Source organism: Dokdonella ginsengisoli, assembly GCF_042652785.1.
Taxonomy (GTDB): Bacteria; Pseudomonadota; Gammaproteobacteria; order Xanthomonadales; family Rhodanobacteraceae; genus Dokdonella_A; species Dokdonella_A ginsengisoli.
Window position 1 is genome coordinate 14388 of record NZ_JBHSHD010000013.1, and the last position, 23344, is coordinate 37731.

12 protein-coding genes are annotated in these 23344 nt (G+C 71.4%); 3 read left to right on the plus strand and 9 right to left on the minus strand.

Annotation, left to right across the window (positions count from 1 at the left end):
• Positions 1-215: 215 nt before the first annotated feature.
• The 3 genes from ACFO6Q_RS16765 to mrcB form a co-directional block, all read right to left on the minus strand.
• On the minus strand, positions 216-2135 hold the full coding sequence (locus ACFO6Q_RS16765) for an ATP-dependent DNA helicase (RefSeq protein WP_380022264.1): 1920 nt from the start codon (positions 2133-2135) through the stop codon (positions 216-218).
• Positions 2136-2256: 121 nt separating this feature from the next.
• On the minus strand, positions 2257-2781 hold the full coding sequence (locus tag ACFO6Q_RS16770) for a tetratricopeptide repeat protein (RefSeq protein ID WP_380022265.1): 525 nt from the start codon (positions 2779-2781) through the stop codon (positions 2257-2259).
• Positions 2782-2819: 38 nt separating this feature from the next.
• Positions 2820-5075 (minus strand): penicillin-binding protein 1B, encoded by a 2256-nt coding sequence (gene mrcB / locus ACFO6Q_RS16775; protein ID WP_380022266.1) that lies wholly within the window; start codon positions 5073-5075, stop codon positions 2820-2822.
• Between the two features lie 210 nt (positions 5076-5285).
• On the opposite strand from mrcB, the gene ACFO6Q_RS16780 reads away from it, so the two are divergent.
• On the plus strand, positions 5286-9719 hold the full coding sequence (locus tag ACFO6Q_RS16780) for a glycosyltransferase (RefSeq protein WP_380022267.1): 4434 nt from the start codon (positions 5286-5288) through the stop codon (positions 9717-9719).
• On the opposite strand, the gene ACFO6Q_RS16785 is transcribed toward ACFO6Q_RS16780, so the two are convergent.
• The 5 genes from ACFO6Q_RS16785 to ACFO6Q_RS16805 form a co-directional block, all read right to left on the minus strand.
• Positions 9716-10711, minus strand: coding sequence for a class I SAM-dependent methyltransferase (locus ACFO6Q_RS16785; protein ID WP_380022268.1), 996 nt, complete (start codon positions 10709-10711; stop codon positions 9716-9718). The two genes, ACFO6Q_RS16780 and ACFO6Q_RS16785, sit on opposite strands and share 4 nt — an antisense overlap.
• 46 nt (positions 10712-10757) lie before the next feature.
• Positions 10758-11549 carry an NRDE family protein gene (locus ACFO6Q_RS16790; protein WP_380022269.1) on the minus strand — a complete coding sequence of 264 codons (792 nt, stop codon included), beginning with the start codon at positions 11547-11549 and terminating at the stop codon, positions 10758-10760.
• Positions 11550-11680: 131 nt separating this feature from the next.
• Positions 11681-14212 (minus strand): serine/threonine-protein kinase, encoded by a 2532-nt coding sequence (locus ACFO6Q_RS16795; RefSeq protein WP_380022270.1) that lies wholly within the window; start codon positions 14210-14212, stop codon positions 11681-11683.
• Positions 14213-14379: 167 nt separating this feature from the next.
• Positions 14380-16560 (minus strand): RelA/SpoT family protein, encoded by a 2181-nt coding sequence (locus tag ACFO6Q_RS16800; RefSeq protein ID WP_380022271.1) that lies wholly within the window; start codon positions 16558-16560, stop codon positions 14380-14382.
• Positions 16561-16636: 76 nt separating this feature from the next.
• Entirely contained in the window at positions 16637-17614 is a 978-nt protein-coding gene (locus ACFO6Q_RS16805) for a hypothetical protein (RefSeq protein WP_380022272.1), read from the minus strand.
• Between the two features lie 465 nt (positions 17615-18079).
• Between ACFO6Q_RS16805 and ACFO6Q_RS16810 the strand changes: the two genes are divergently transcribed.
• The gene (locus tag ACFO6Q_RS16810; protein ID WP_380022273.1) at positions 18080-18550 is read left to right on the plus strand and encodes a hypothetical protein; all 471 of its coding nucleotides are present in this window, start codon (positions 18080-18082) and stop codon (positions 18548-18550) included.
• 53 nt (positions 18551-18603) lie between these two features.
• Here ACFO6Q_RS16810 and ACFO6Q_RS16815 read toward each other — a convergent pair whose 3' ends face one another.
• Positions 18604-22773 carry a DUF3418 domain-containing protein gene (locus ACFO6Q_RS16815; protein WP_380022274.1) on the minus strand — a complete coding sequence of 1390 codons (4170 nt, stop codon included), beginning with the start codon at positions 22771-22773 and terminating at the stop codon, positions 18604-18606.
• 96 nt (positions 22774-22869) lie between these two features.
• Between ACFO6Q_RS16815 and ACFO6Q_RS16820 the strand changes: the two genes are divergently transcribed.
• On the plus strand, positions 22870-23337 hold the full coding sequence (locus ACFO6Q_RS16820; RefSeq protein WP_291191182.1) for a Dps family protein: 468 nt from the start codon (positions 22870-22872) through the stop codon (positions 23335-23337).
• Positions 23338-23344 lie beyond the last annotated feature (7 nt).

Consider the following 23344-nt stretch of genomic DNA (forward strand, 5'->3'; position numbering starts at 1 on the left):
TCCATACGCCGCCGCACGGCCGTGAGTGAACCAAAGTGGGGATCCGGGAGGGGCTTTGGCGCAACCGCTTTCACACAGTCTACGAAGTCCGCCAACTATGTAAAAGTTCTCTATTCGAACAGTTCGCTACTGTAATAGTCACGCTGCTGTGCAGCGCAAAAAACCGTACCCGAGGGTACGGCCGGAGGCGTGCCGATCGGCTGCTGGAGGCGGTCTCAGCCGGCGGGCGGAGGGGCGAAGAATTCCGCCGCCTCGGCCAGCGAGCGCGTGCGCGGCAGCGGCGGCAGGCTGGCGAGGAAGATGCGGCCGTAGCCGCGCGTGGTCAGGCGCGGATCGCACAGCATCAGCACGCCGCGGTCGTGCACGTCGCGGATCAGGCGTCCGGCGCCCTGCTTCAGCGCGATCACCGCGGTCGGGATCTGCCAGTCGGCGAACGGATTGCCGCCGGCTTCGCGCAGCGCGTCGAGCCGCGCCACCAGCACCGGATCGTCCGGCGCCGCGAACGGCAGCTTGTCGATGACGACCAGGCTGAGCGCCTCGCCGGCTACGTCCACGCCTTCCCAGAAGCTGGCCGCACCGAGCAGCACGCCGTTGCCCGAGGCGCGGAACTCGGTCAGCAGGCGATGGCGCGGCGCCGTGCCCTGCACGAACAGCGGAAAGCCGACCCGCGTCGGCAGCAGCTCGGCGGCCCGGCGCAGCGCGCGGTGCGAGGTGAACAGCAGGAACGCACGCCCGCGCGAGGCCTCCAGCATCGGCACCGCGGCGTCGACGACGCAGTCGACGTAGTTGGAGGCGGCCGGATCGGGCAGGCCCTGCGGCAGATAAGCCAGCGCCTGGCGCGCGTAGTCGAACGGACTGTCCAGGTTCAGCGTGACCGGATCGTCGAGGCCGAGCTGGCGCGCGAAATGATCGAAGCGGCCGGCGACCGACAGCGTGGCCGAGGTGAAGATCCACGCCGCGCGGCTCTGCTCGCGCAGCTCGCGCAGCGGCGCGGCGAGGTCGAGCGGCGTCGCGTGGAAGGCGAAACCGTGCACCGAGAGTTCGTACCAGTGCACCGCGTCGCGCGTGCTGCCGTCGGTCAGGTGGGCGAGCTTGGCCGCGTGCTCGGCGGCACGCTCGGCGATGCTGCCCAGGCCGCGGCTGCGTTCGGCGTGCTTGCCGACGATCTCGTTGAAGTCGTCCAGCGCCACGCGCAGGGTTTCCAGTTCGCGTTCCACCTCGGCGTCGCGCTCGATCGAGACGAACGACCCTTTCGGCGGGAAGCGATCCAGCGCCAGGCGCAGGCGCTTGATCGTCGCGCCGAGCGCGTCGACCGGCGCCTGCAGCGAGGCGAACGCGCCGCTGACGTTGGCGCATTCGGCGACCGTGTCGCCGGCCAGCTCGGTCAGCTGCCGCGCCGACAGCGTGGTGGAGAAGAACTGGCCGGCCAGTTCCGGAATCTGGTGCGCCTCGTCGAGGATGAACGCGTGCGCGCCGGGCAGGATCTCGCCGAAGCCCTCCTGCTTGATCGCCAGGTCGGCGAACAGCAGGTGGTGGTTGACCACCACCAGATCGGCCTCCTGCGCCGCGCGCCGCGCCTTGACGACGAAGCATTCGCCGAACGCGGGGCAGTCGGCGCCGAGGCAGTTCTCGGTGGTCGAGGTCACGCGCGGCCACAGCGGCGAATCCTCCGGCACCTCGGCCAGTTCGGCGCGATCGCCGGACGCCGTGCGCGTCGACCAGACGTGGATCGACTGCAGCTGGGCGACCTGTTCGCGGCCGGCGAAACGCCCTTCCTGCCGCGTCTGCTCGAGCCGGTGCAGGCACAGGTAGTTCGCGCGGCCCTTCAGCAGCGCCGCGCCGACGCGCGCGCCGAGGACGCCGCGCACCTGCGGCAGGTCACGGTGGAACAGCTGGTCCTGCAGCGTCTTGGTGCCGGTCGAGACGATCACGCGCCGGCCCGACGTCAGCGCGGGCACGAGATAGGCGAAGGTCTTCCCGGTGCCGGTGCCGGCCTCGGCGACGAGCATCTGGCGGTCGGCGATCGCCTCCTCGACCGCCACCGCCATCGACTGCTGCGAGGCACGCGACGAGAAGCCGGGCACTTCCCGCGCGAACGGCCCCTCGGGGCCGAGCAGATCGGCGGCGGTGGTCATGGATTGAGGGCTGAGGATTGAGGGCTGAGGGCTGTGAGGGCCGAGGGCTGAGAGCGAGCGCCGCGCCCATGCCGCCTGCAGTCCTCGATCTCAGCCCTCACAGCCCTCAGCCCGGCCCCACTCACATGCGCAGACGCGGCGCGACGCGGCATTCCTTCAGGCGCTGCCTGGCCTGCGCCACGGTGGCGGAATCGGCCAGCGCCGTGCGGGCTTCGACCACGGTCTGCCAGTTGCGCGCGCACAGGCTGCCGACCTTGGGGCCGAGCGTGAAGCTCTTGATCGCGGTCTGCTCGGCCGGCAGCCAGTTGCCGCGCGCGATTTCCAGCTCGGCGACGTACTGCAGGATGTCCGGCGCGTCCGGCGCGAGCTTGAGCGCGGAATTGGCCGCGGCGATCGCGCCGGCGTAGTCCTTCGCCGCCTCCGCCGCATGCGCCTTGCTGAGGAAGCCGTCGATTGCCGGATCGCGCAACGGCTGCACCTGCACGGCCGAATCGAGCCCTTCGCCGGCCGCGCGGATCGCGCGCACCGCGGCGACCGGATCGACCGCCACCGCGGCCGGCTTGACCGCCGGTGCCGGCGGCGGTTGCGTACAGCCCGCCAGCGCGAGCACGGCCGAGAAACCGATGTAGCGAGCCTTCATGTTCATCCGTCGTGTCGGAACGAGCGCCGATTCTCGCATGACCGTCAGCCGCCGCCGAAGAACTGCTTGAGCTGGTCGATCGGGCAGTGCTCCTCCTCCGCCGGCGCGTAGCCGGTCGCGAACGGCAGTTCGCGCGCGCCGCTGCAGGCCGGATCCGAACGCTTGCCCTCGGTGCTGACCCACACGCGCTCCATGCCGTCCTGCGGCACGTTCAGCGGCAGCGTCGGCAGGCGCTTCATCAGCTCGATCCAGATGCGCAAGGCGCCGGTCGAGCCCATCAGCCGCGTCGGCTTGTTGTCGTCGCGGCCGACCCAAGCGACCGCCAGCGTGCTGCCGGTGAAGCCGGCGAACCAGGAATCGCGCTGCGTGTCGCTGGTGCCGGTCTTGCCGGCCGCGCGCAGGTTGCCCAGCCCCGCTTCGCCGATCGAGCGCGCGGTGCCGCTGACGGCGACCTGCTGCATCGCGTAGGTGACCAGCCGCGCCGCGGTCGTGTAGTCGCCGCCGCCGGGCTTCACCGCGTAGCGCGTCAGCGGCCGGCCCTGCGCGTCGAGCACGCCGCGCAGCGCGCGCAGCGGAATGGCGTGGCCGTCGGCGGCGAGGTACTGGTACAGCCGGGTCACGTCGAACGGGCTCAGTTCGACCGCGCCGAGCAGCAGCGAAGGATTGGGGTTGATCTCGCGGCCGAGGCCGAACGACTGCAGGAAGCCGCGCACGCGGTCGACCCCCACGCGCAGGCCCAGGTGCACCGTGGCCAGATTGAAGCTGCGCACCAGCGCGTCGATCAGCAGCACCTGGCCGTGCGTCTGGCGGTCGTCGTTCTGCGGCTGCCAGCGCGTGCCGTTCGGCTGCGCCATGTCGATCGTGCTGTCGTCGACCTGCGTCGCCAGCGAGTAGCGCTGCGGCTGCGCCAGCGCGACCAGATTCACGAACGGCTTGACCAGCGAACCGATCGGCCGCAGCGCGTCGAGCGCGCGGTTGAAGCCGGGCTCGTCGACGTCGCGGCTGCCGATCATCGCCTGCACTTCGCCGTCCTGCGCGCCGGTGACGACCACGGCGGCCTCGACCGCGTCGCCGCGCTGGCCCAGGCCGGTGAGCGCCTTGTCGATGGCGCTCTCGGCCAGCGCCTGCGCCGACGGCGCCAGCGTCGTGTGGATGGCGAGGCCGGCGCTGTTGAGTTCCGCGTCCGGATAGTCCTGCTTGAGCTGGCGCCGCACCAGGTCCAGAAACGCCGGGTAGCGGTCGCGCGGCAGGGTCGCCTTGGTCGCCGTGCCGATCGGCTGCCTGATCGCGGCGGCATGGCTGGCGTCGTCGAGCAGGCCGGTGTCGCGGAACATGCCCAGCACCAGGTTGCGCCGCGCCAGCGTGCGTTCGGGATTGCGGCGCGGATCGTACAGGCTCGGCCCCTGCACCATGCCGACCAGCAGCGCGATGTCGGCGGCGCCGAGCGTGCGCACGTCGCGGCCGAAGTAGAACTCGCTCGCCGCGGCGAAGCCGTGCACGGCCTGGCCGCCCTGCTGGCCGAGGAAGATCTCGTTGACGTAGGCCTCGAGGATGCGCCGCTTGTCGTAGCGCGCCTCGATCAGCAGCGACAGCAGCGCCTCGTTGAGCTTGCGCATCAAGGTCTGGCTGCGGTCGAGGAACAGGTTCTTGACCAGCTGCTGGGTCAGCGTCGAGCCGCCCTGGACGACGCGGCCGGCGACCAGGTTCGCCCACGCCGCGCGCGCGATGGCGCCGAGGTCGATGCCGCGATGGCTCTTGAAGTCGCGGTCCTCGACCGCCTGCAGGCCGCCGAGCAGCAGCGGCGGAATCTCGCCGAGCTGGACCACGCGGCGATCCTCCTGCTGCGTGCCGTACAGCGTGGCGATGCGCGCCGGCTCGAGCCGCGCGCCGGGCAGCGCGGCGCCGCTGTCGGCGTCGACCAGCTCGCCGACGCGGCCGCCGGCCAGGGTGAACGCGATGCGCCGCTCGCGCTCGCGCCCGTCGAGGTAGATGAAGCCGCGCCGCGAGATCGTCCAGCGCGCGCCGTCGCGGTGGAACGTCCCCGGCACACGCGCCACGGCATCGTCGACGTAGCGCGCCGCGTCCAGCTCGAGCTGCAGCGCATCGGCGCTCATCGGCAGCCCTGCGGCGAGCTGCAGCGGCCGCGCGTAGACGCGGCTGGGGTACTCCCAGGACAGGTCGTCGAAGCGGCTGCGCACCTCGCGGTCCAGATACCACGTGTACGGCACCAGGAATCCGATCGCCAGGCCCAGGCCGATCCAGAACGGAATCCGCAACACACGCCAGGCCGTGCGCAACACGTTCAGAAAACCCGCGGGGAAGAAAGACGGCTCATTCGCTGTAACGGCAGGCTAGGCGGAAGAAGCGGCTGGAAGGAGGCGATCGGCGGACCGGATCGAGGCGCGCGCAGTGTAGCCGCGCCGCATCGCAGGTGGCGAGACGGCGGTTTCGCGCCGGAGCGGCCAGATCGGCGATAATCCTCGGGCTAGCGCCTTTGGTACGGAGTCTGGATGCACGTCACCCCGATCGCCGCGAAGCCTTCCGCCGGCGACGGGATGGCTGAACGGCCCAGTCGCCCATCCGCCGCGATCCCGCTGCGCGTGTGCGTGTACGCGGCGCAGACGCCGAGCGCGGAACGGCTGCAGGCCCTGCGCGAGCGGCTGCCGCGTTCCGCCGCGTTCACGGTACTGGGCGCCAGCGACGCCTGGCGCGAAGCGGCCAATCGCCTGTCCGGCGACGCCGCCGCGGCCGATCCGCTCGACCTGCTGCGCGCCGCGGCGAGCGCCTTTCCGGGCGAAAATCTGATCCTGCTGCGCGCCGACCTGGACCTGCCCGAGTTCGCCGTCGAACGGCTGCTGCGCGCGCTCGAGCGTCCCGACGTGCTCGGCGCCCTGCCGCTGGACGAACGGCACCTCGACCCCGGCCGCAGCGGCGTGCTGCGGCTGGCCGGCGTGCACGGCGCGGATGCGCAGCGCCTGGACGCGCTCTGCTACGTCTGCTCCGACCGCCGCCTCGACGACGACGCCGGTTTCCCGCCCACCCTGCCGGCGCTGTCGGCCTGGCACGGCGAGCGCCTGGCCCAGCTCGGCGCCGAACGGCTGCGCGAGCGCGACGCGCTCGACGCGAGCGGCCTGCGCGTGGTGCGGCTCGATCACCTGTACGTCGAAACCGGCGCCGACGCGGAGCCGGCGGCGCGTGACGCGGCCATGCCGTCCGCGCTCGATCCGCTGCGCGAGCGCCTGGCCGCCGCGCTCGAGGCGGGCGTGACACCGGCACGGCCGGGACTCGACGCCAGGCCAGTGCTGCTGCACGTCCTGCACGGCTGGGGCGGCGGCGCCGAACGCTGGGTGCGCGACTTCGCCGCGGCCGATACGGCGGCGCATCACCTGGTGCTGATCGCGCGCGGCCGCTTCGCCAGCTGCCGCCACGGCGAATGGCTGGAACTGCGCGCCGGCTCGCCGGACGGTCCGCCGCTGCGGCGCTGGCCGCTGCCGCGGCCGATCGCCGACACCGCGCTCGGCGACGACGCATATCGCCGCGTGCTGGCGGACGTGCTGCGCGACTACTGCGTCGACGCGGTGGTGGTGTCCTCGCTGATCGGCCACAGCCTCGACGCGCTGCGTACGCCGCTGCCGCTGTACTGCGTCGTGCACGACCACTATCCGCTGTGGCCGGTGCTGCATCGCGACTTCGGCGACGCCGCGCTCGCCTTCGACGAGACGCAGCGCGCCGCCGACCTGCTCGCCGCCGGCGCCGGCGGCGAATTCGCTGACCGCGACCCGCAGCACTGGCGGCGGCTGCGCGACGCCACCGTCGCGGCGCTGCGCGATGCCTCGGCGACGCTGATCGCGCCGAGCCGTTCGGCGCTCGCCAACCACCTGCGCCTGGCTCCCGAGCTGCGCGCGCTGCCGGCGCAGGTGATCGCGCACGGCCTGGCGCCGTGGCCTGCCGATGCGCCCAGGCCCGCGGCGCCGCCGCCACGCGAACGGCTGCGCCTGCTGGTGCCCGGACGCATCCGCCACGGCAAGGGCGCCGCGCTGCTGCGCGCGGCGCTGCCGCGGCTGCGCGAGCGCGCCGACCTGTTCCTGCTCGGTGCCGGCGCCGACGCGCACGTGCTGTTCGGCGAAAGCGGCCTGCACGTCGTGCTCGACTACCGGCGCGACGAGCTGCCGCGCCTGCTCGCCGAAATCCGTCCCGACGCCGCGCTGCTGCTGCCGACCGTCGCGGAAACCTTCAGCTACATCCTGTCGGAGCTGCGCAGCCTCGGCCTGCCGGTGATCGCCACGCGCATCGGCGCCCTGGCCGAACGCATCGAGGACGGCAGCGACGGCTTCCTCGTCGACACCGACGTCGAGGCGATCGTCGCGCGCGTCGACGCGCTGACGCAGCGGCGCGAGGCGCTCGACGCGGTGCGCGCCAGGCTCGCCGGCGAACGCCAGCCGACGCCGGCGGAAACCGCGCAGGCCTACGCCAGACTGTTCGACCTGCCGCCGCGCGCCGTCGCGCGCTACCCGCTGGTCTCGACCGGCGCGCAAGCGCTGCACGAGGCCGCGCTCGAACACGCCTTCGTGCAGACGCGCGAGCGCGAACGCACCGTACGCGCCGACCTGGCCGCCACCGAGCGCGAAAGCCGGCGGCGCGGCGAATGGGGGCACGGGCTCGACCGCGAGCTGGTCGAGGCGCGCACGCAGCTGCGCACGCTGTACGAAAATCAGGAACGGCTGCTGCAGGAGACCGACCGGCAGCGCAAGACCATCGCCGACCTGGAACTGCTGGCGCGCGATCGCGAGGCGCTCCTGGCCAGCCGTTCCTGGCAGGTGACCCGGCCGCTGCGCGCGACCACCACCCGCCTGCGCGCGCTGCGCGCCGGCCTGGCCTATCGCGCCCTGCACCTGCGCAGCCTCGCCTCGCGCGTGCGCGGCAGCCTCGCCCAGCGCGGCCTGGCCGGCACCGTGCGCCGCGTCGCGCAGGAGCTGCGCCGCGGCGGCGGCCCGGCGCAGGCGCGCATCGCCTATCCGGAGCCCGGCGACGACTTCGCTCCGTTCGCGGTGCCGACCAGCGACCGCCCGTGCGTGTCGATCGTGATTCCGGTCTACAACAAGATCGCCTACACCAGCGCCTGCCTGCGCTCGATCGCCGAGCACGCTGGCGCGATCCCGTTCGAGGTCGTCGTCGTCGACGACGGCTCCAGTGACGAGACCCCGCGGCGCCTGGCCGACGTCGCCGGCATCCGCGTGCTGCGCAACGCGCAGAACCTCGGCTTCATCGGCTCGTGCAACGCAGGCGCCGCGGCCTCCGCCGGCGACCACCTGCTGTTCCTCAACAACGACACGGTGGTCACCGCGGGCTGGCTCGAAGCGCTGGTGCGCTGTCTGGAGGAGGCACCGCAGGCCGGCCTGGTCGGGGCCAAGCTGGTCTATCCCGACGGCCGCCTGCAGGAGGCCGGCGGCATCGTCTTCGACGACGGCTCGGGCTGGAACTACGGCCGCTTCGAGGACCCGGCCGACGCGCGCTTCGGCTTCCGCCGCGAAGCGGACTACTGCTCGGGCGCCGCGATCGCGATCCGGCGCGAGCTGTTCGAACGGCTCGGCGCATTCGACCGCCGCTACGCGCCGGCCTACTACGAGGACACCGACCTCGCCTTCGCCGTGCGCGCGGCCGGCCTCAAGGTCTACTACGAGCCGGCGGCGACCGTGGTGCATTTCGAGGGCGTCACCTCGGGTACCGACGTCGCCAGCGGCACCAAGCGCTACCAGGTGATCAACCGCGAGAAGTTCCTCGACAAGTGGAAGGACGCGCTGGCACGCCAGCCCGCGCCCGGCACGCCGATCGCGCGCGCGGCGACCCATCGCGCGACCAAGCGGGTACTGATCGTCGACGCGACCACGCCGACGCCGGACCAGGATTCCGGCTCGCTGCGCATGGTCAACCTGATGCGCGTGCTGGCCGACCTCGGCTGCCAGACCAGCTTCCTGCCCGACAACCGCGCCTGGATCGAACGCTACACCGCCGACCTGCAGGAACTGGGCGTCGAGGCGCTGTACAGCCCCTACGCGGCCGATCCGATCGCGCTGCTGCGCGAGCGCGGGCGCGAATTCGACCTGATCGTGCTGTCGCGCCACTACGTCGCGGCGAGCTACGTCGGCCTGGTGCGCCTGTACGCGCCGCAGGCCACGCTCGCGTTCGACACCGTCGACCTGCACTACCTGCGCGAGCAGCGCGCGGCCGAACTGTCCGGCAAGCCGGAACTCGCGCGCCACGCCGCGGCGACGCGCGCGCAGGAGCTGAAGCTGATCCGCGAATGCGACGTGACCTTCGTCGTCAGCCCGGTCGAGCAGGAACTGCTCGCGCGCGAAGCGCCCGGCGCGCGCGTCGAGGTGCTGTCGAACGTGCATGAGATCTACGGCTGCCGCCAGCCGTACGGGCAGCGCCGCGATCTGGTCTTCGTCGGCGGCTTCCAGCATCCGCCCAACACCGACGCGGTGGAGTGGTTCGTGCACGAGGTCTTCCCGCGCGTGCGCGCCGAGCTGCCGGACGTGACCTTCCACGTGATCGGCAGCAAGGTGCCGGACGCGATCCGCGCGCTCGCCGACGAGCACGTGCTGGTGCATGGCTACATCCAGGACATCGCGCCGTACATGGACGGCTGCCGCCTCTCGGTCGCGCCGCTGCGCTACGGCGCCGGCGTCAAGGGCAAGGTCAACATGGCGATGAGCTACGGCCTGCCGGTGGTGGCGACGTCGGCGGCGGTCGAGGGCATGCACGTGCGCGACGGCGAGGACGTGCTGGTCGCCGACGACGCGGCCGCGTTCGCCGCGCACGTGGTGCGGCTGTACCGCGACGAGGCGCTGTGGAACCGCCTGTCGACGAACGGCCTGGACAACGTCGAACGGCACTTCTCGTTCGCCGCCGCGCGCGAGGCACTGCGGCAGGTGCTGCGCTAGGCCGCGCCGGCGCGGTCCTGCTGAACGCGGATCCACAGGCTGCCGCCGCCGAAGCCGCGGCCGCCGAGCGCTTCGCGCACCAGGTCGGGGAAGCGATGGAAGGCGTAGTTGCAGCCGAACTCCACGGCGTAGCGCCGCGAGTCCATCAGCAGCGCGCGCACCAGGTACTGCTCGTTCCAGCTGCGGTTCTCGGCGATCACCCAGTCGCGCGGGTACTCGTGCGGCAGATGGATGTCGTGGATGTGCACGTGCACGCCGTCGGCCAGCCGCGGCAGGATCTCGAAATAGATGAAATTGACGTCGCTGCCGGTCTTGGCGACGTGCGAGGAGTCGACGAACAGCACGTCGCCCGACTCCAGCCTGTCGAATTCGGCGAGGTCGACGTCCTGCACCTTGGCCTGCAGCAGCCGCGACACGCCGGGTACGCCGGCGAGCAGGAACTCGCGCGGGTACGGCTCGATGCAGGTGAGGTCGAGCCGTTCATCCAGGAAACGGCGATTCACGTCGGCGGCCAGCAGCGTGGAGAATCCCGAGCCGATCTCGACCACGCGCCGCGGCCGCCAGTGCCGCAGCAGCACGAAGTACGCGCGCGCGTCGAGCCAGCTGAACTGCGAATTGCGGGTGAAGAAGCCGGTGAGCTGCGACGACTCCTCCAGCACCTCGGGATAGTCGTAGCCGGGCATGAAGCGCGGGAACGCGCAGCGCAGGATCTGCGCATGCGAAGCGTCGTTGAAGTCGATGCCGGCGACCTGCGGCGAGCGCGGCCAGAGCCGGTGTTCGAGGCCGGCAAGCTCGGCCGTGTCGACGACCGGCGAATAGAAATGCCCGTTCGGGTGGGAGGTGGTCGTCGTCGACGGGAGCGGCGGCTCCGCGGCGGCCGGTTCGGGCTCGCCCGGAACGGAAGACGGCGCTTCGTTCGCCACCGGCTCCACCGCCGGCAACGCCGGCCCGGCCCCCGCCAGCAGATTCCGCAACCGACCGCGCAGGGTCATGCTGCCCGCCTTGCACACCCGCGCCCCCGCGCGTCGGATTTCGATACTACAGCGGTCCGCCGGTGAAGCCGTGCGGCGCCTGGCCGTGCCAGCGGACTTCGCCTTCGGCGGCGCCGGCCGGGCCGAAGCGCCGTTCGTGCAGCACACAGGCGCCTTCGGCGGACCGCACGACGAGCGTGCCGGCGCGCGTGCCGTAGCTCTCGCCGCGGATGAAGATCGGCGCCAGCACGCGTTCCAGCGCCGCGCCGACGCCGGTATCGGGCAGCGCCGCGTCGGGCGGCTGGGTCTCGTCGCGCAGCAGGTCGAGCAGGGGCGCGTCGCCGACGGCTCCGCCGTGTTCGGCGACGAGACGCTCGAAGCGGCGCTGCAGACGCTCGGTCTTCGGCCAGTGCACGCCGATCGGACCGTTGCTGATCACGTGCACGCCGGCCGCCAGCGCACGCACGCGACGGTCGCTGCTGCCGAGCGCGAACACGCCGTCGGCGTCGCCGACGACGAGGTTGAACGGTCCGAAGTCGCCGGCGTTCGCGCGCAGGGCGTCGAGATAGCGGGCCGGCGTCTCGTCGCCGAGCACGAAGTCGCGCACGAGATCACCGCGCGAACGCGGCGCCGTCGCCGGAACGCCGGTGCGCAGGTTGGTGACCGCCGCGAAGCGTCCGTCGTCGCGCACAGCCAGCCAGCTGCCGCCGGCGACCAGATCGCGGCCGCCGGCCACGCGGACGTCCTCCTGCCACGGCTGCGCCGGCGCGCTGGCGCGCGCATGGAATTCGTCGCGGTTGCCGAGCAAGAGCAGCGGCTTGCGCGCAACGGCATCGACGGCGATCAGCAGCAGGCACATGGAGAGGCCGGGATTGGAGATTCGGGATTGGGGATGGGAAGAAGACGGTTGCGAGACGGCGGCATTCTGCAGCGACGGGGCTTTGAAAACGCCGCCCGATCACCAGTCCGCGATCCCCGATCCCCGCTTCATCACGGCTTGGCCGCCAGCGCCTGCGCGCGCGCTTCCAGCGGAGCCAGACGCGGATTGCCCGGCGCGAGTCCGCGAGCGGTGCTCAGCGCACGCACGGCGTCTTCGCGACGGCCTTCGCCGATGCGCGCATCGGCCTGGTCGAGGAAGGCGTTGACGAGCTTTTCGGTCATCGAAGGAACGGCGGCGTCGTCCGGCGCGATCTGGCGCACCGAGTCGAGCAGCGCATGGGCGCGCTGCGGCGCGCCGTCGGTCAGCGCCTGCGCGAACAGCTCCTTGGCGCGCGCCGGCAGGCGCGCGATGCCGGCCAGCGCCTCGCGGTCGTTGCCGTCGATCGCCAGCGCGGCGCGGTACTTGTCGTACGCGCTGTCGCCGGGCGGAACGATCAGATTCCCGGCCGCGGCCGCGGTGCCCGCCTCGGCGACCAGGCGGCGCACCTGCTCGATCTGTGCCGGCGTCGGCGCGCTGCGTTCGGCGCCGATGGCCAGGCGTTCGCGCAGCTCGCGCAGGTTGGCGCGGGAAGCGCGCAGGTCCGGCAGGTCCGGCGCGAGTTCGGATGCCTGCGTCAGCCACTTGTCGGCCACGCCGGCGTTGCTGTCGTCGATCGCCGCGTTGGCCTGCACGACGAACGCCTGCGCGACCTTGCGCAGGCCGGCTTTCGCGCGCGCGTTGGCCGGATCAAGCTTCTGCACCGCGCGGAACAGTTCGAGCGCCGCGTCCTCGCTGCCGCTGACGCGCCCGGCGCGCAGCTGCGCCTCCGCGCGCGTCACGGTTTCCTCGAGGGCGACGCGTTCGGCCTCGCGCGCCTGCGCGATCTGGCCGAGCAGGTCGGGCAGTCCCGCGTACGCGGGCAGGATGCGCGCGATATCGTCGCTGCGTGCGGCCGCGGTCGTCACGTCCTTGGCCGCCAGCGCGCTGCGCGCTTGCGCCGCCAGCGCATCGGCGACCTTCTGCAGCCCGGCCAGGGCGAGCGCATTGTCCTTGTCGCCGGCGAGCACGCGCTGGTACAGCTCGGCCGCGCCGCCGCTGCCGGTGATGCGTCCGGCATCGAGCGCGCTGCGCGCCGACGCCAGCCATTCGCCGACCTCGTCGCCGCGCGATTCGCCCTGCTTGAGCGACGCGTCGAGCCGTTCCACCTCGGCGCCGCCGCCGAGCAGTTCGCGCGCATCGTTGAGGGCTTCGCGCGCGCCGACGAGATCGCCGGCCTTCAGCGCCGCTTCCGCGCGGCCGAGCAGCTGGCGGCCGACCGCGTCGAGGCCGCGGCGTGCGACGTCGTTGTCCGGATCCTGCGCGCGCGCGGCGAGGAACAGCTCGCGCGCGCTTTCGCCCTGCTTGCCGGTCAGATTGCCGGCTTCGAGCGCGCGCTGCGCGCGCGACAGCGTGTCGTTGAATTCGGTGCGCGGCAGCAGCGCGCGCAGGCGGTCCTGGTTGCTCCAGGCGAACACCGCGCCGATCGCCAGCACGGCGATCGCGCCGATCGCCAGCAGGCCGCCGCGCGGCGTGCCGGGGCGCGGCGTGCGGCCGCTCGGCGCGGGGCTGCGCTCGGCGCGGATGGCGTCGCCGTCGAGCGCGGCGACGATCTGGTCGATGCGGCCGAGGCTGGGTTCCGCCCGTTCCGCGGCGCCGCTCGCGGCGGCGGGAGCCGGCTCGGCCGCGCCGAAGCTTTCCGGCAACGGCGTCTGGTGCCGGCTGGCGGTCATCGGCTGCAGGGCGTGCAGTTCGGGCAGGCCGCCGCTCTCCAAGCGGCGCTCGATCTCGACGATCGCCGCGGCCACTTCCTGGCCGGTCTGGAAGCGGTCTTCCGGCTGCTTGGCGAGCAGCCGGCCGATCAGCGGCTGCAGCGCGCCGATGCCATCGGGCAGCACCGGCACCGGCTGGGTGATGTGCATGATGCCGATGGCGAGGGAGTCGTCGGCCTGGTACGGCACGCGCCCGACCAGCATCTCGTACAGCACGACGCCGAGCGCGTACAGGTCGGAGCGGCCGTCGACCGGCTTTCCGCGCGCCTGCTCCGGGCTCATGTAGTGCGGCGTGCCGACGACGGCGCCGGTCTTGGTCATGCGCAGGGTGGAGTCGAGCGCGCGCGCGATGCCGAAGTCGGTCAGCGCGGCGGAGCCGTCGTCGCGCAGCAGGATGTTGTCCGGCTTGACGTCGCGGTGGACGAAACCCTTTTCCTGCGCGTAGCCCAGGGCACCGGCGATCTCGCGGATCACGCGCAGCGCGAACGCCGGCTCGCGCGTGCTGCCGTCCTTTGCCAGCACCGGCCCGCCGCCGAGGTACTCCATCGCGATGTAGTGGTAGTCGCCGGCGCGGCCGACGTCGTGGATGCCGACGACGTGACGGTGGTGCAGGCGTGCGGCGATCTTCGCCTCGCGCAGGAAGCGCTCGCCGAAATTCGGGTCGGCGAGCAGAGCCGGCGACATGATCTTGAGCGCGACTTCGCGATCGACCGATTCCTGCACGGCCAGGTACACCGTAGCCATGCCGCCGCGACCGAGCTGGCGCAACAAGCGGTAACCGGGAATCTCGATCACGTTGGCGTCATGTCCGCTTGGGGCCGCCGGAAAGCCGTGTTCCGGAATGGTTTTCGAGGATAGCACGCACTTTGCGTGCCACGGACGCCGGTACCGTCCGGTGATGTCAACGCAAGATGAAGAATCGTCGCAAGAGGCGCGCAGGCGCCCCGCCGGCAGGCCCGGCCCTAGCCGACGCGACGCGCCTCGATCACGTTCGGCACCGCCAGCAGCTGGTTCAGCAGGCTGCTGAGCTGGCCGAAGTCGGACACGCGCAGCGCGTAGTCCATGATCGCCACGCCATTGCGGGCGTCGACCCGCGCGTTGACCGCGATCACGTGCGCGTTGGCCGCGGCGATCGCGTTGCTGACGTCCTTGTGCAGCCATTTGCGATCGTAGCCGCGCACCACGATGTCGACGTCGTAGGCGGCCTGATTGCGCGTGCCCCACTCGACCGCGACCACGCGGCTGGCGTCGCGCTCGCGCAGGCTGGCCAGCTGGGCGCAGTCGGCCCGGTGCACCGAGACGCCGCGGCCGCGCGTGATGAAGCCGGCGATCGCGTCGCCGGGCAGCGGATGGCAGCAGCGCGCGAGCTGGGTCAGCAGGTTGCCGACACCGTCGATGACGATGGCGCCCTGCTCCGCGCTCGGCACGCGGGTCGGCGGCGGCGGCGGCACGGCGCCGGGATCGGGCGCCGGCGCGCTCAGCTCGTGCAGCGCGCGGGCGATCTGGCCGGTGCTGACGTCGCCGAGCGCGAGCGCCTCGAGCAGGTCGTCGAGGCTCTTCAGCTGGAAACGTTCGGGCAGGCCGTCGAGGTCGGCGTGGTGCAGGGCGAGGCGCTTCAGCTCACGCTCGAGCAGGGCGCGGCCGGCGACCAGGTTCTGCGCCAGGTCGATGCGCTTGAACCAGGTACGCACCTTCTCGCGCGCGCGGTGCGTGGTCAGGAAACCGTGGTGCGGCGACAGCCAGTCGCGCCGCGGCTCGGACACCTTGCCGGTCAGCACCTCGATGCGATCACCGCTGGCCGGCTGGAACGTCAGCGGCACGATGCGCTCGTTGACCTTGGCGCCGCGGCAGCGATGGCCGACGTCGGTGTGGATCGCGTAGGCGAAGTCGAGCACGGTCGCGCCGCGCGGCAGGTCGATCACCTGCCCCTTCGGCGTCAGCAGGTAGACGCGGTCCTCCACCACCTCGGTGCGGAAGCCGGCCAGCAGGGCCTCGTCGTCGTCGCGCCCGTCCCTGTTCTCCAGCAGCTGGCGCATCCAGGCGATCTTGCGCTCGAAGCTCGCGTCGCCGCCGCCGCCCTCCTTGTAGCGCCAGTGCGCGGCCACGCCGAGCTCGGCGTGGCGGTGCATCTCGTGCGTGCGGATCTGCACTTCCAGCGTCTTGCCTTCCGGCCCGATGACGGCGGTGTGCAGCGACTGGTAGTGGTTGCCCTTGGGCCGCGCGATGTAGTCGTCGAACTCGCTCGGGATCGGCGGCCACAACGTGTGCACGATGCCGAGCGCGGCGTAGCAGGTGGCGACGTCGTCGACCAGCACGCGCAGCGCGCGCACGTCGTAGAGCTCGGAGAACTCCAACCCCTTGCGCTGCATCTTGCGCCAGATCGAATAGATGTGTTTCGGCCGCCCGGCGATGTCGCCGTGCAGGCCGGCCTTCGCCAGCGCCTGCGTGAGCTGGGCCTTGGCCTTGGCGATCCACGCCTCGCGCCCGCCGCGGCGCTCGTCGAGCAGGGTCGCGATGCGGCGGTAGACGTCCGGCTGCAGATAGCGGAAGGCGAGGTCCTCCAGCTCCCACTTGACCTGCCAGATGCCGAGCCGGTTCGCCAGCGGCGCGTGGATGTCGGCACTGAGCTGGGCCAGCGCGCGCCGCTCCGCCTCCGGCGCGCGCTCGGCCGCGCGCATGCGCACCAGCTGGCGCGCGAGCAGGATGAAGACCACGCGCAGGTCGCGGATGATCGCCAGCAGCAGGCGGCGCAGACCCTCGTTGCCGCTGGACGCGCCGCGGTTGGCGTGCAGCGTCCAGACCTTTTCCGCCGCCTGCTGGCCTTCGACCAGGGCGCGCACGTCGGCCGGGAACGCGGCGAAGTCGGCATCGCTCAGGACGAGACCGTTCGCGGCGAATTCGTGCAGCACGCAGGCGGCCTGCGCTTCCTCGTCGACGCCCAGTTCGGCGAGCAGGTCCAGCGTCGCGACGAGAGCATTCTGCGCGGCGGGCGGAACCGCGCCGGCCGCCGCGCGATCGAGCACCAGACGGCAGGCTCGCGACGCCGGCCCGGCGCCCGCCTGCTCGCGCTTGGCCGCCCAGGCGGCGAGCGCGGAGGCGGCGTCGCCACGCGGATTCACGGACTGGACGGAGGGATCGGCCATGAAAGTGCTGCTGTCGAAAATGCGATCGGCGCCCGCAGGCGCCGATCGGGAACGCAGTTGCGGGACTTGCGCGTTCTTACTGCCCGCTCATCCACGGGAACCCGTTGGAGGTCGGCATGAATCCGAACACCACGTCGTCTCCGCTGAATTTGTCGGCGCCTTCCGGCGTGACCGCTGGATCGACGAAGATCGTCGCTGCCACGGTAGGCGTGACGACATTGGCGTGCGCTCCGACGACGTGACGGTTCACAGCCACGTAGAACGACTGAGCTATCTGATCCGGAAGTTGCTGTCCCACGGCGAAGCTCACGTCCAGAAAACCGTTGGGCAGAGGAGCCGCTGAAACGCCTGCCGTCGAGCAGACATTGCTGTCCAGCGTCGCAGGAAGTTCAGTGAAACTGCAGTATGTGCCGCCCGCATCGGAAAGGAAGGTACTGTCGTAGGCGTCTCTTACGCGGACCTGCATTCTCGCGGCCGAACCTTCGAGTTCGTCCACCGAACTCAAGGAAGGCAGTTCGAGCACGGCTTCGTCGCCGGCAAGCGGCGCGCCGAAGCGCGTATCGACCCGGAACACGTAGGTGAACGTGATGCCGTTCGTCGCGGTCCACATCGTCGGCGCGCGCTTGGGGCCGGGACGCACACCGAGCAACGCGGCGCAGCCAACGTCTTCCGGGGCCTTGGCCTGCTCGTAAGCCGTCCAGCTGCACGCGTCGACCGGAACCTCGGTCCAATCCGGGGCATTCCAGTCGAAGCCGTTCGTCGGGATCCAGTTGACGAGATGGTTGTAGTTCGTTTCCGTCTTCGAATCGTATCCGTAGTCGAAAATGCCGTCCGTGAGTCCCGCCGAGACTTCACCATCCTTGCTCAAGCTGTGACAGACCAGCGTCGATGCCTGAAGGGTCGGATTGATGACGAAATTTCCGCCGCTGTAGACGAAATTCAAAGCCAATGCGCTCGGCTGCGCCCACGGATGCGAGGGATTGAACGACTGGTCTTCGTGCCCCAAAGCCAGTTTCACCGCACTCTGCTCGGTGCCGATGTTGTCGCAGAACATGAAGCCTTCCGTATAGGCCGACAGCGTACTGGTCTGCGTGCCAGTAGCCTGGTAGACCAGACCGGATGGGACCGACGTGGTCGTTTGAATAGGCTGGGATTGCCGACCAATGACGAGAGTCGGAACATCTTGCGCTAGCGCACCAGCTGAACCACACGCCGCGACACCGGCGGTAAGACATGCAACCCAATTCTTGACTGACGACATTCGGAAGTTCTCTATCCTGCTACAACTTTTCGTGGCTCCCGCACGCTTCAGATCCGAAGTCGCCGGGGGACAAAGCCTGCCTCAGGAACAGGCCATCGCTCGCTGAAGCACGCCGTCGAACCTCTGCACGACGGCCGTGCTACACTCAAATTCGCGCCATCGTACCGGTTTCCGCGCTCGAGCGCATCTGTTAACTTCGCGTAAGAACAAGGATTTTTGCGGCAGCGGTCACGGACCGTCCCCGCAGCACACAAGCCTATGCGCCCCATTTCGAGCCTCGCCCTGATCCTCCTGGCCGCCGCAGGCGCGGTCGCCGCCCAGACCCAGTCGCCCACGCTCGAGGAACGCATGTCGCAAGCGGAATTCCGCGCGGCCGGCCTCGACAAGCTGTCGCCGGAGGAGCTGCAGCGACTCAACGCCTGGCTGCAGTCGCACGGCGGCGCCGGGCAGACCAAGTACGTGACCGCCAGCGGCGCGCCGGTGTTCTACCCGGATACGGCCGATCGCAACGTGATCGAGACGCGCATCAGCGGCCTGTTCACCGGCTGGCGCGGCAAGACCGTGTTCAAGCTCGACAACGGCCAGGAATGGCAGCAGTCCGAATCGGGCCAGCTCTTCGCGGGCGAATTCACCAATCCGGCCGTGAAGGTCAAGCCGATGATGCTCGGCAGCTGGCTGATGGTCGTCGACGGCTGCGGCTGCAGCGTGCGCGTGCAGCGCATCAAGTAGGACGCGACGCGCGCCCGCTTCCGCGGGCGCGACATCCCGCCGCAGCAGGCCGCTCAGCTGCGCCTGGGCGCGCGCAATCCCTCGATCAGCTTGGCGACCCGTTTGGGCGAGACCGGCTCGGCCGTGCGCAGTTCCTGCGCGAAGGTCGACACGCGCAGTTCCTCGATGGCCCAGCGCAGTTCGCCCAGGCCCGCGTCGCCGCCGCGCTCGGCGCGCAGTTTCAGATAGTCGCGCCAGTAGCCCTGCAGGGCGAGCATGCGCGACTGGTCGCGCGCCGGATCCTGGCGCAGGCGTTCGGCGCGCAGGCGCATCGCCTTCAGGTAGCGCGGGAACTGCGCCAGGCGCGGCTTCTCCACCTCGCGCAGGAAACCCGGGAACAGCAGCTCGCCGAGCTGTTCGCGCAGGTCGTCGTAGTTCGCCTTGGCAAAGCCCATCAGCGGCGGCTGCAGCAGCGGCTGCAGTTCGGCATAGGCCGCGATGATCGCTTCGGCCTGCGTCAGCCGCTCCACCGCGGCGGGGAACAGGCCGCGCGCGATCGTCTCCCTGGCGCGCTCGAACGCCGCGCGCGTGCGGATGTCGGGGTCCTGCGCCGCGAGCAGCTCGAGCAGCGCCGCCTCGACCAGATCGGTGCGCAGCGCCTCGGCGGTGCCGATCGCCGCCCACTTCAGCATCAGCGCGTTGTTCAGCGGCAACTGCCGGCGCGCCTGCTTGATGCGGTCCGCGAGCGCGTTGCGCAGCAGACGCTCGACGCCGCGGCGGTGCTCGGACTGCGCCTCGTCGTGGCGCTCGAACACGCGCAGCGCGACGCTTTCGCCGAGGTCGACCAAAGCCGGAAACGCGGTCAGACCGCCGCTGGACACAATGCTGCCCGGAATGTCCTCGAAGTCGAACGCTTCGACGTCCTCGCGCGTCAGCTCCACGTCGGCGCGCTGCGAGAACGCGACGCGTGCGGCGCCGGTCCACTGCGCCTGGATCGCGGCGAGATCGCGGCTCTCGACCAAGGTCGCGCCCTTCTCGTCGTAGATGCGGAAGTTCATCGACAGGTGCGGCGGCAACGCCGCCTCGGCGAAGTCCGCGGCCGTCACCACCACGCCGGTCACGCGCCGCAGGTAACCCGCGAGCGCCGCGAACAGCGCTTCGTCGCGCGGCGCCTCGGCTTCGGCGAAGGCGCGCGCGAAATCCGGCGCCGGCACGAAATTGCGGCGCAGCGCCTTCGGCAGGCCGCGGATCGCCTCGGCGACCTTCTCCGCCAGCAGTCCCGGCACCAGCCATTCGCAGCGCGCGGCCGGCACCGCGTTCACCAGCGCGAGCGGCACCTGCATCGTCACGCCGTCGGCCGCGTCGCCCGGCACGAAGCGGTACGACAGCCGCAGCCGGTGGCCGGCGAGCTCGATCTGCGCCGGGAAATCCCGCGCGCCGACGCCCGGCGATTCGCCCATCACGTCGGCCAGCGACCAGTGCAGGGCGGCCTGTTCGGACGGCGAGGCCTTGCGGTACCAGGCGTCGAGCGCGACGGCGGTGTGGATGTCCGCCGGCAGCTTGCCGGCGAAGAAGGCCGCCAGTTCGTCCTCGCCGCGCAGCAGGCCGCTGCGCCGCCGCTTCGCCTCGATCTCGCCCGCCTCGGCCATCACGCGCGCATTGGCGCGCACGAAGTCGGCGCGCGCCTCGAGATCGCCGCGCGCGAGCGCCTCGCGCACGAAGATCTCGTGCGCGCGCTGCGGATCCTGCGCGCCGAACTGCACCGGACGCTTCTCGACCAGGGTCAGCCCGAACAGCGTGACCTGCTCGAACGCGACCACCGCGCCGCGCTTGCGCGACCAGTGCGCGTCGCGCCAGTTCTTCCTCACCAGGTGCGCGGCCTGCTGCTCGATCCAGGCCGGCTCGACGCGCGCGCACAGCATCGCGTAGACCTTGGCGAGGTCGAGGATCTGCCCGGCCAGCAGCCATTGCGGCGGTGACTTGGCCAGCGCCGAGCCGGGAAAGATCGAGAAGCGGCGCTCGCGCGTGCCGCGGTACTGGTTGCGTTCGTCCTTCAGCCCGACCTGGGTCGGCCAGCCCGCGAGCAGGCAACGGTGGACGGCTTCGTAGGCCGGCGCGTCGAGACCGCCGTCCGCGGGAGCCGCACCCGACGGGGAGTCGGGCTGCTGGCGCAGTGCGCCGCGACCGGCATGGCGCGCCGCCTTCCCGGCCGCAGGCGCGGGCCCGAAACGGTCCGGCGCGTCGTCGAGCGACCAGCCCAGCTCATCCGTCGCCAGCACCAGCAGCTGCCGGTGCAGCTCGCGCCATTCGCGCATGCGCAGGAACGACAGGAAACGCGCCTGGCACCAGTCGCGCAGCTTCGATTGCGTCAGCTCCTGGTGTGCGGCGGCGTACGCGCTCCACAGCTTCAGCACGGACACGAAATCCGATCGCGGATCGACGAACTCGGCGTGCGCCGCGTCGGCATGCTGGCGCGCGTCGGCCGGGCGCTCGCGCGGGTCCTGGATGCCGAGGAAGGCGGCCAGCACGAGCAGCTCGCGCAGCGCGCCGCGCCGCTCGGCCTCCACCAGCATGCGCCCGAGCGCGACGTCGATCGGCAGCCGCGCCATCACGCGGCCGATGTCGGTCAGCCTGAATTGAGGAGTGCGGCCATCGGTGGTCGCTTTCTGATTTTCCGCGATCCCGGACGATCGCAAGGATTCGCCGGGCGTGCGGCCATGGACGGCCGCTTTTTGATCGTCCGCGCCCGCCCGCGGGGATTCCAGCGCGCCCAGTTCCGCCAGGCGCCGGTAGCCGTCGCCCATGGCGCGTTCGTCGGGCGCCTCGACGAACGGAAAATCGGCCGGATCGCCGAGCTTGAGCGCGAGCATGCGCAAGATCACGCCCGCCAGCGACGAACGCAGGATTTCCGGATCGGTGTAGCGCGGCCGCTGCGCGTAGTCGTCCTCCGCGTACAGGCGATAGCAGATGCCGGGGCCGACGCGGCCGCAGCGGCCCTTGCGCTGGTCGGCGGCGGCCTGCGAGATCGGTTCGATGTGCAGGCGCTCGAGCTGGTTGCGCGGGCTGTAGCGCTTGACGCGCGCGGTGCCGGGGTCGATCACGTAGCGGATGCGCGGCACCGTCAGCGAGGTCTCGGCGACGTTCGTCGCCAGCACGATGCGCCGCTGCGGCCCCGGCCAGAACACGCGGTCCTGCTCGGCCGCCGACAGCCGCGCGTACAGCGCGAGCACTTCGGTCTCGCGGTACTTGCGCCGCGACAGGGCCAGGTGCGCGTCGCGGATCTCGCGCTCGCCCGGCAGGAACACCAGCACGTCGCCGCGCGGGTCCTCGTGGGTGATCTCGTCGGTGACGGCGAGGATCTGTTCGGAAAGCGACAGGTCGCCGCGGCTTGCCCTCGCCCCGCCTTCGGCGTCCGCCGCCGGGCCGCGACGCCCCGCGGCCGCGAGTTCCTCCGCGGGCCGCCAGCGCACCTCGACCGGGTAGGTGCGGCCCTCCACTTCCACCACCGGCGCGCCGCCGAAGTGCTCGGCGAAGCGCGCGGTGTCGATGGTGGCCGAGGTCACGATCAGCTTGAGATCGCGGCGCCTGGCCAGCAGGCGCTTGAGGTAGCCGAGCAGGAAGTCGATGTTGAGGCTGCGCTCGTGCGCCTCGTCGAGGATGATCGTGTCGTAGGCGTTGAGCCAGGGGTCGCCCTGCGACTCGGCGAGCAGGATGCCGTCGGTCATGAACTTGACCAGCGCGTTGTCGCCGACCTGCTCGGCGAAGCGCACCTGGAAGCCGACCAGGTCGCCGACCTGTCCGCCCAGCTCGCCGGCCACGCGCCGCGCGACCGTGCGCGCGGCGATGCGGCGCGGCTGCGTGCAGCCGATCAGGCCGGCCGCGCCGCGCCCGGCGGCGAGGCAGAGCTTGGGCAGCTGCGTGGTCTTGCCCGAACCGGTTTCGCCGGCGAGCACGACCACTTGATGCTTGCGGATCAGCTCGACGATCTCGTCGGCGCGCGCGGCGATCGGCAGCGATTCGTCGATGCGGATCGCCGGCACGCGCGCCACGCGCGCGTCGCGGCGCGCCTTCGACGCGGCGACGTCGGCGCGCAGCGCCTCGAGCGCGGCGCCGGCCGGCTGCTCGCGCAGCCGGCGCCAGCGCGACAGCAGGCGGCCGAAGTCGCGCGCCATGACGTGATCCAGCTCGGCGCGCAGCAGGGAAAGTTCGGACATGGAAGGAATGGCGGAATGCAAGCCGTCCATGATAGCGGCGACCGATCGCGCCGATGCACGGTTTCGATTTCACTCCGACCGGTGCGCGCGCTAGGCTTGCGCTCCCGCCCCGAGGAGTACGCGTCCATGGCCATCGACATCGGCATCGCCAAGAAGGACCGCGAGAGCATCGCCAAGAACCTGTCCAAGCTGCTCGCCGACACCTATTCGCTGTACCTGAAGACGCACAGCTTCCACTGGAACGTCACCGGCACGATGTTCAACACGCTGCACCTGATGTTCGAGACCCAGTACAACGAGCTGTGGACGGCGGCCGACGTGATCGCCGAGCGCATCCGCGCGCTGGACGTCTACGCGCCCGGTTCGTACACGCAGTTCGGCAAGCTGACCGCGATCGGCGAGGAAACCGGCGTGCCGGACTGGAAGGGCATGGTGCAGCAGCTTGTCGACGGCCACGAGACGGTCGCGCGCACCGCGCGCGACGTGTTCAAGGCCGCCGACAAGGCCGACGACCAGCCGACCGCCGATCTCGCCACCCAGCGCATGCAGGAGCACGAGAAGACCGCCTGGATGCTGCGCTCGCTGCTGAAGTGAGGCGCGC

What these genes read in the sequence shown, in the direction of transcription:
- ACFO6Q_RS16780 (WP_380022267.1), top strand. Translation starts at nt 5,286, where the DNA reads ATGCACGTCACCCCGATCGCCGCGAAGCCTTCCGCCGGCGACGGGATG.
- ACFO6Q_RS16815 (WP_380022274.1), bottom strand. Translation starts at nt 22,773, where the DNA reads ATGGACGGCTTGCATTCCGCCATTCCTTCCATGTCCGAACTTTCCCTG.
- ACFO6Q_RS16800 (WP_380022271.1), bottom strand. Translation starts at nt 16,560, where the DNA reads ATGGCCGATCCCTCCGTCCAGTCCGTGAATCCGCGTGGCGACGCCGCC.
- ACFO6Q_RS16805 (WP_380022272.1), bottom strand. Translation starts at nt 17,614, where the DNA reads ATGTTCTGCGACAACATCGGCACCGAGCAGAGTGCGGTGAAACTGGCT.
- ACFO6Q_RS16810 (WP_380022273.1), top strand. Translation starts at nt 18,080, where the DNA reads ATGCGCCCCATTTCGAGCCTCGCCCTGATCCTCCTGGCCGCCGCAGGC.
- ACFO6Q_RS16765 (WP_380022264.1), bottom strand. Translation starts at nt 2,135, where the DNA reads ATGACCACCGCCGCCGATCTGCTCGGCCCCGAGGGGCCGTTCGCGCGG.
- ACFO6Q_RS16820 (WP_291191182.1), top strand. Translation starts at nt 22,870, where the DNA reads ATGGCCATCGACATCGGCATCGCCAAGAAGGACCGCGAGAGCATCGCC.
- ACFO6Q_RS16770 (WP_380022265.1), bottom strand. Translation starts at nt 2,781, where the DNA reads ATGAACATGAAGGCTCGCTACATCGGTTTCTCGGCCGTGCTCGCGCTG.
- ACFO6Q_RS16785 (WP_380022268.1), bottom strand. Translation starts at nt 10,711, where the DNA reads ATGACCCTGCGCGGTCGGTTGCGGAATCTGCTGGCGGGGGCCGGGCCG.
- ACFO6Q_RS16790 (WP_380022269.1), bottom strand. Translation starts at nt 11,549, where the DNA reads ATGTGCCTGCTGCTGATCGCCGTCGATGCCGTTGCGCGCAAGCCGCTG.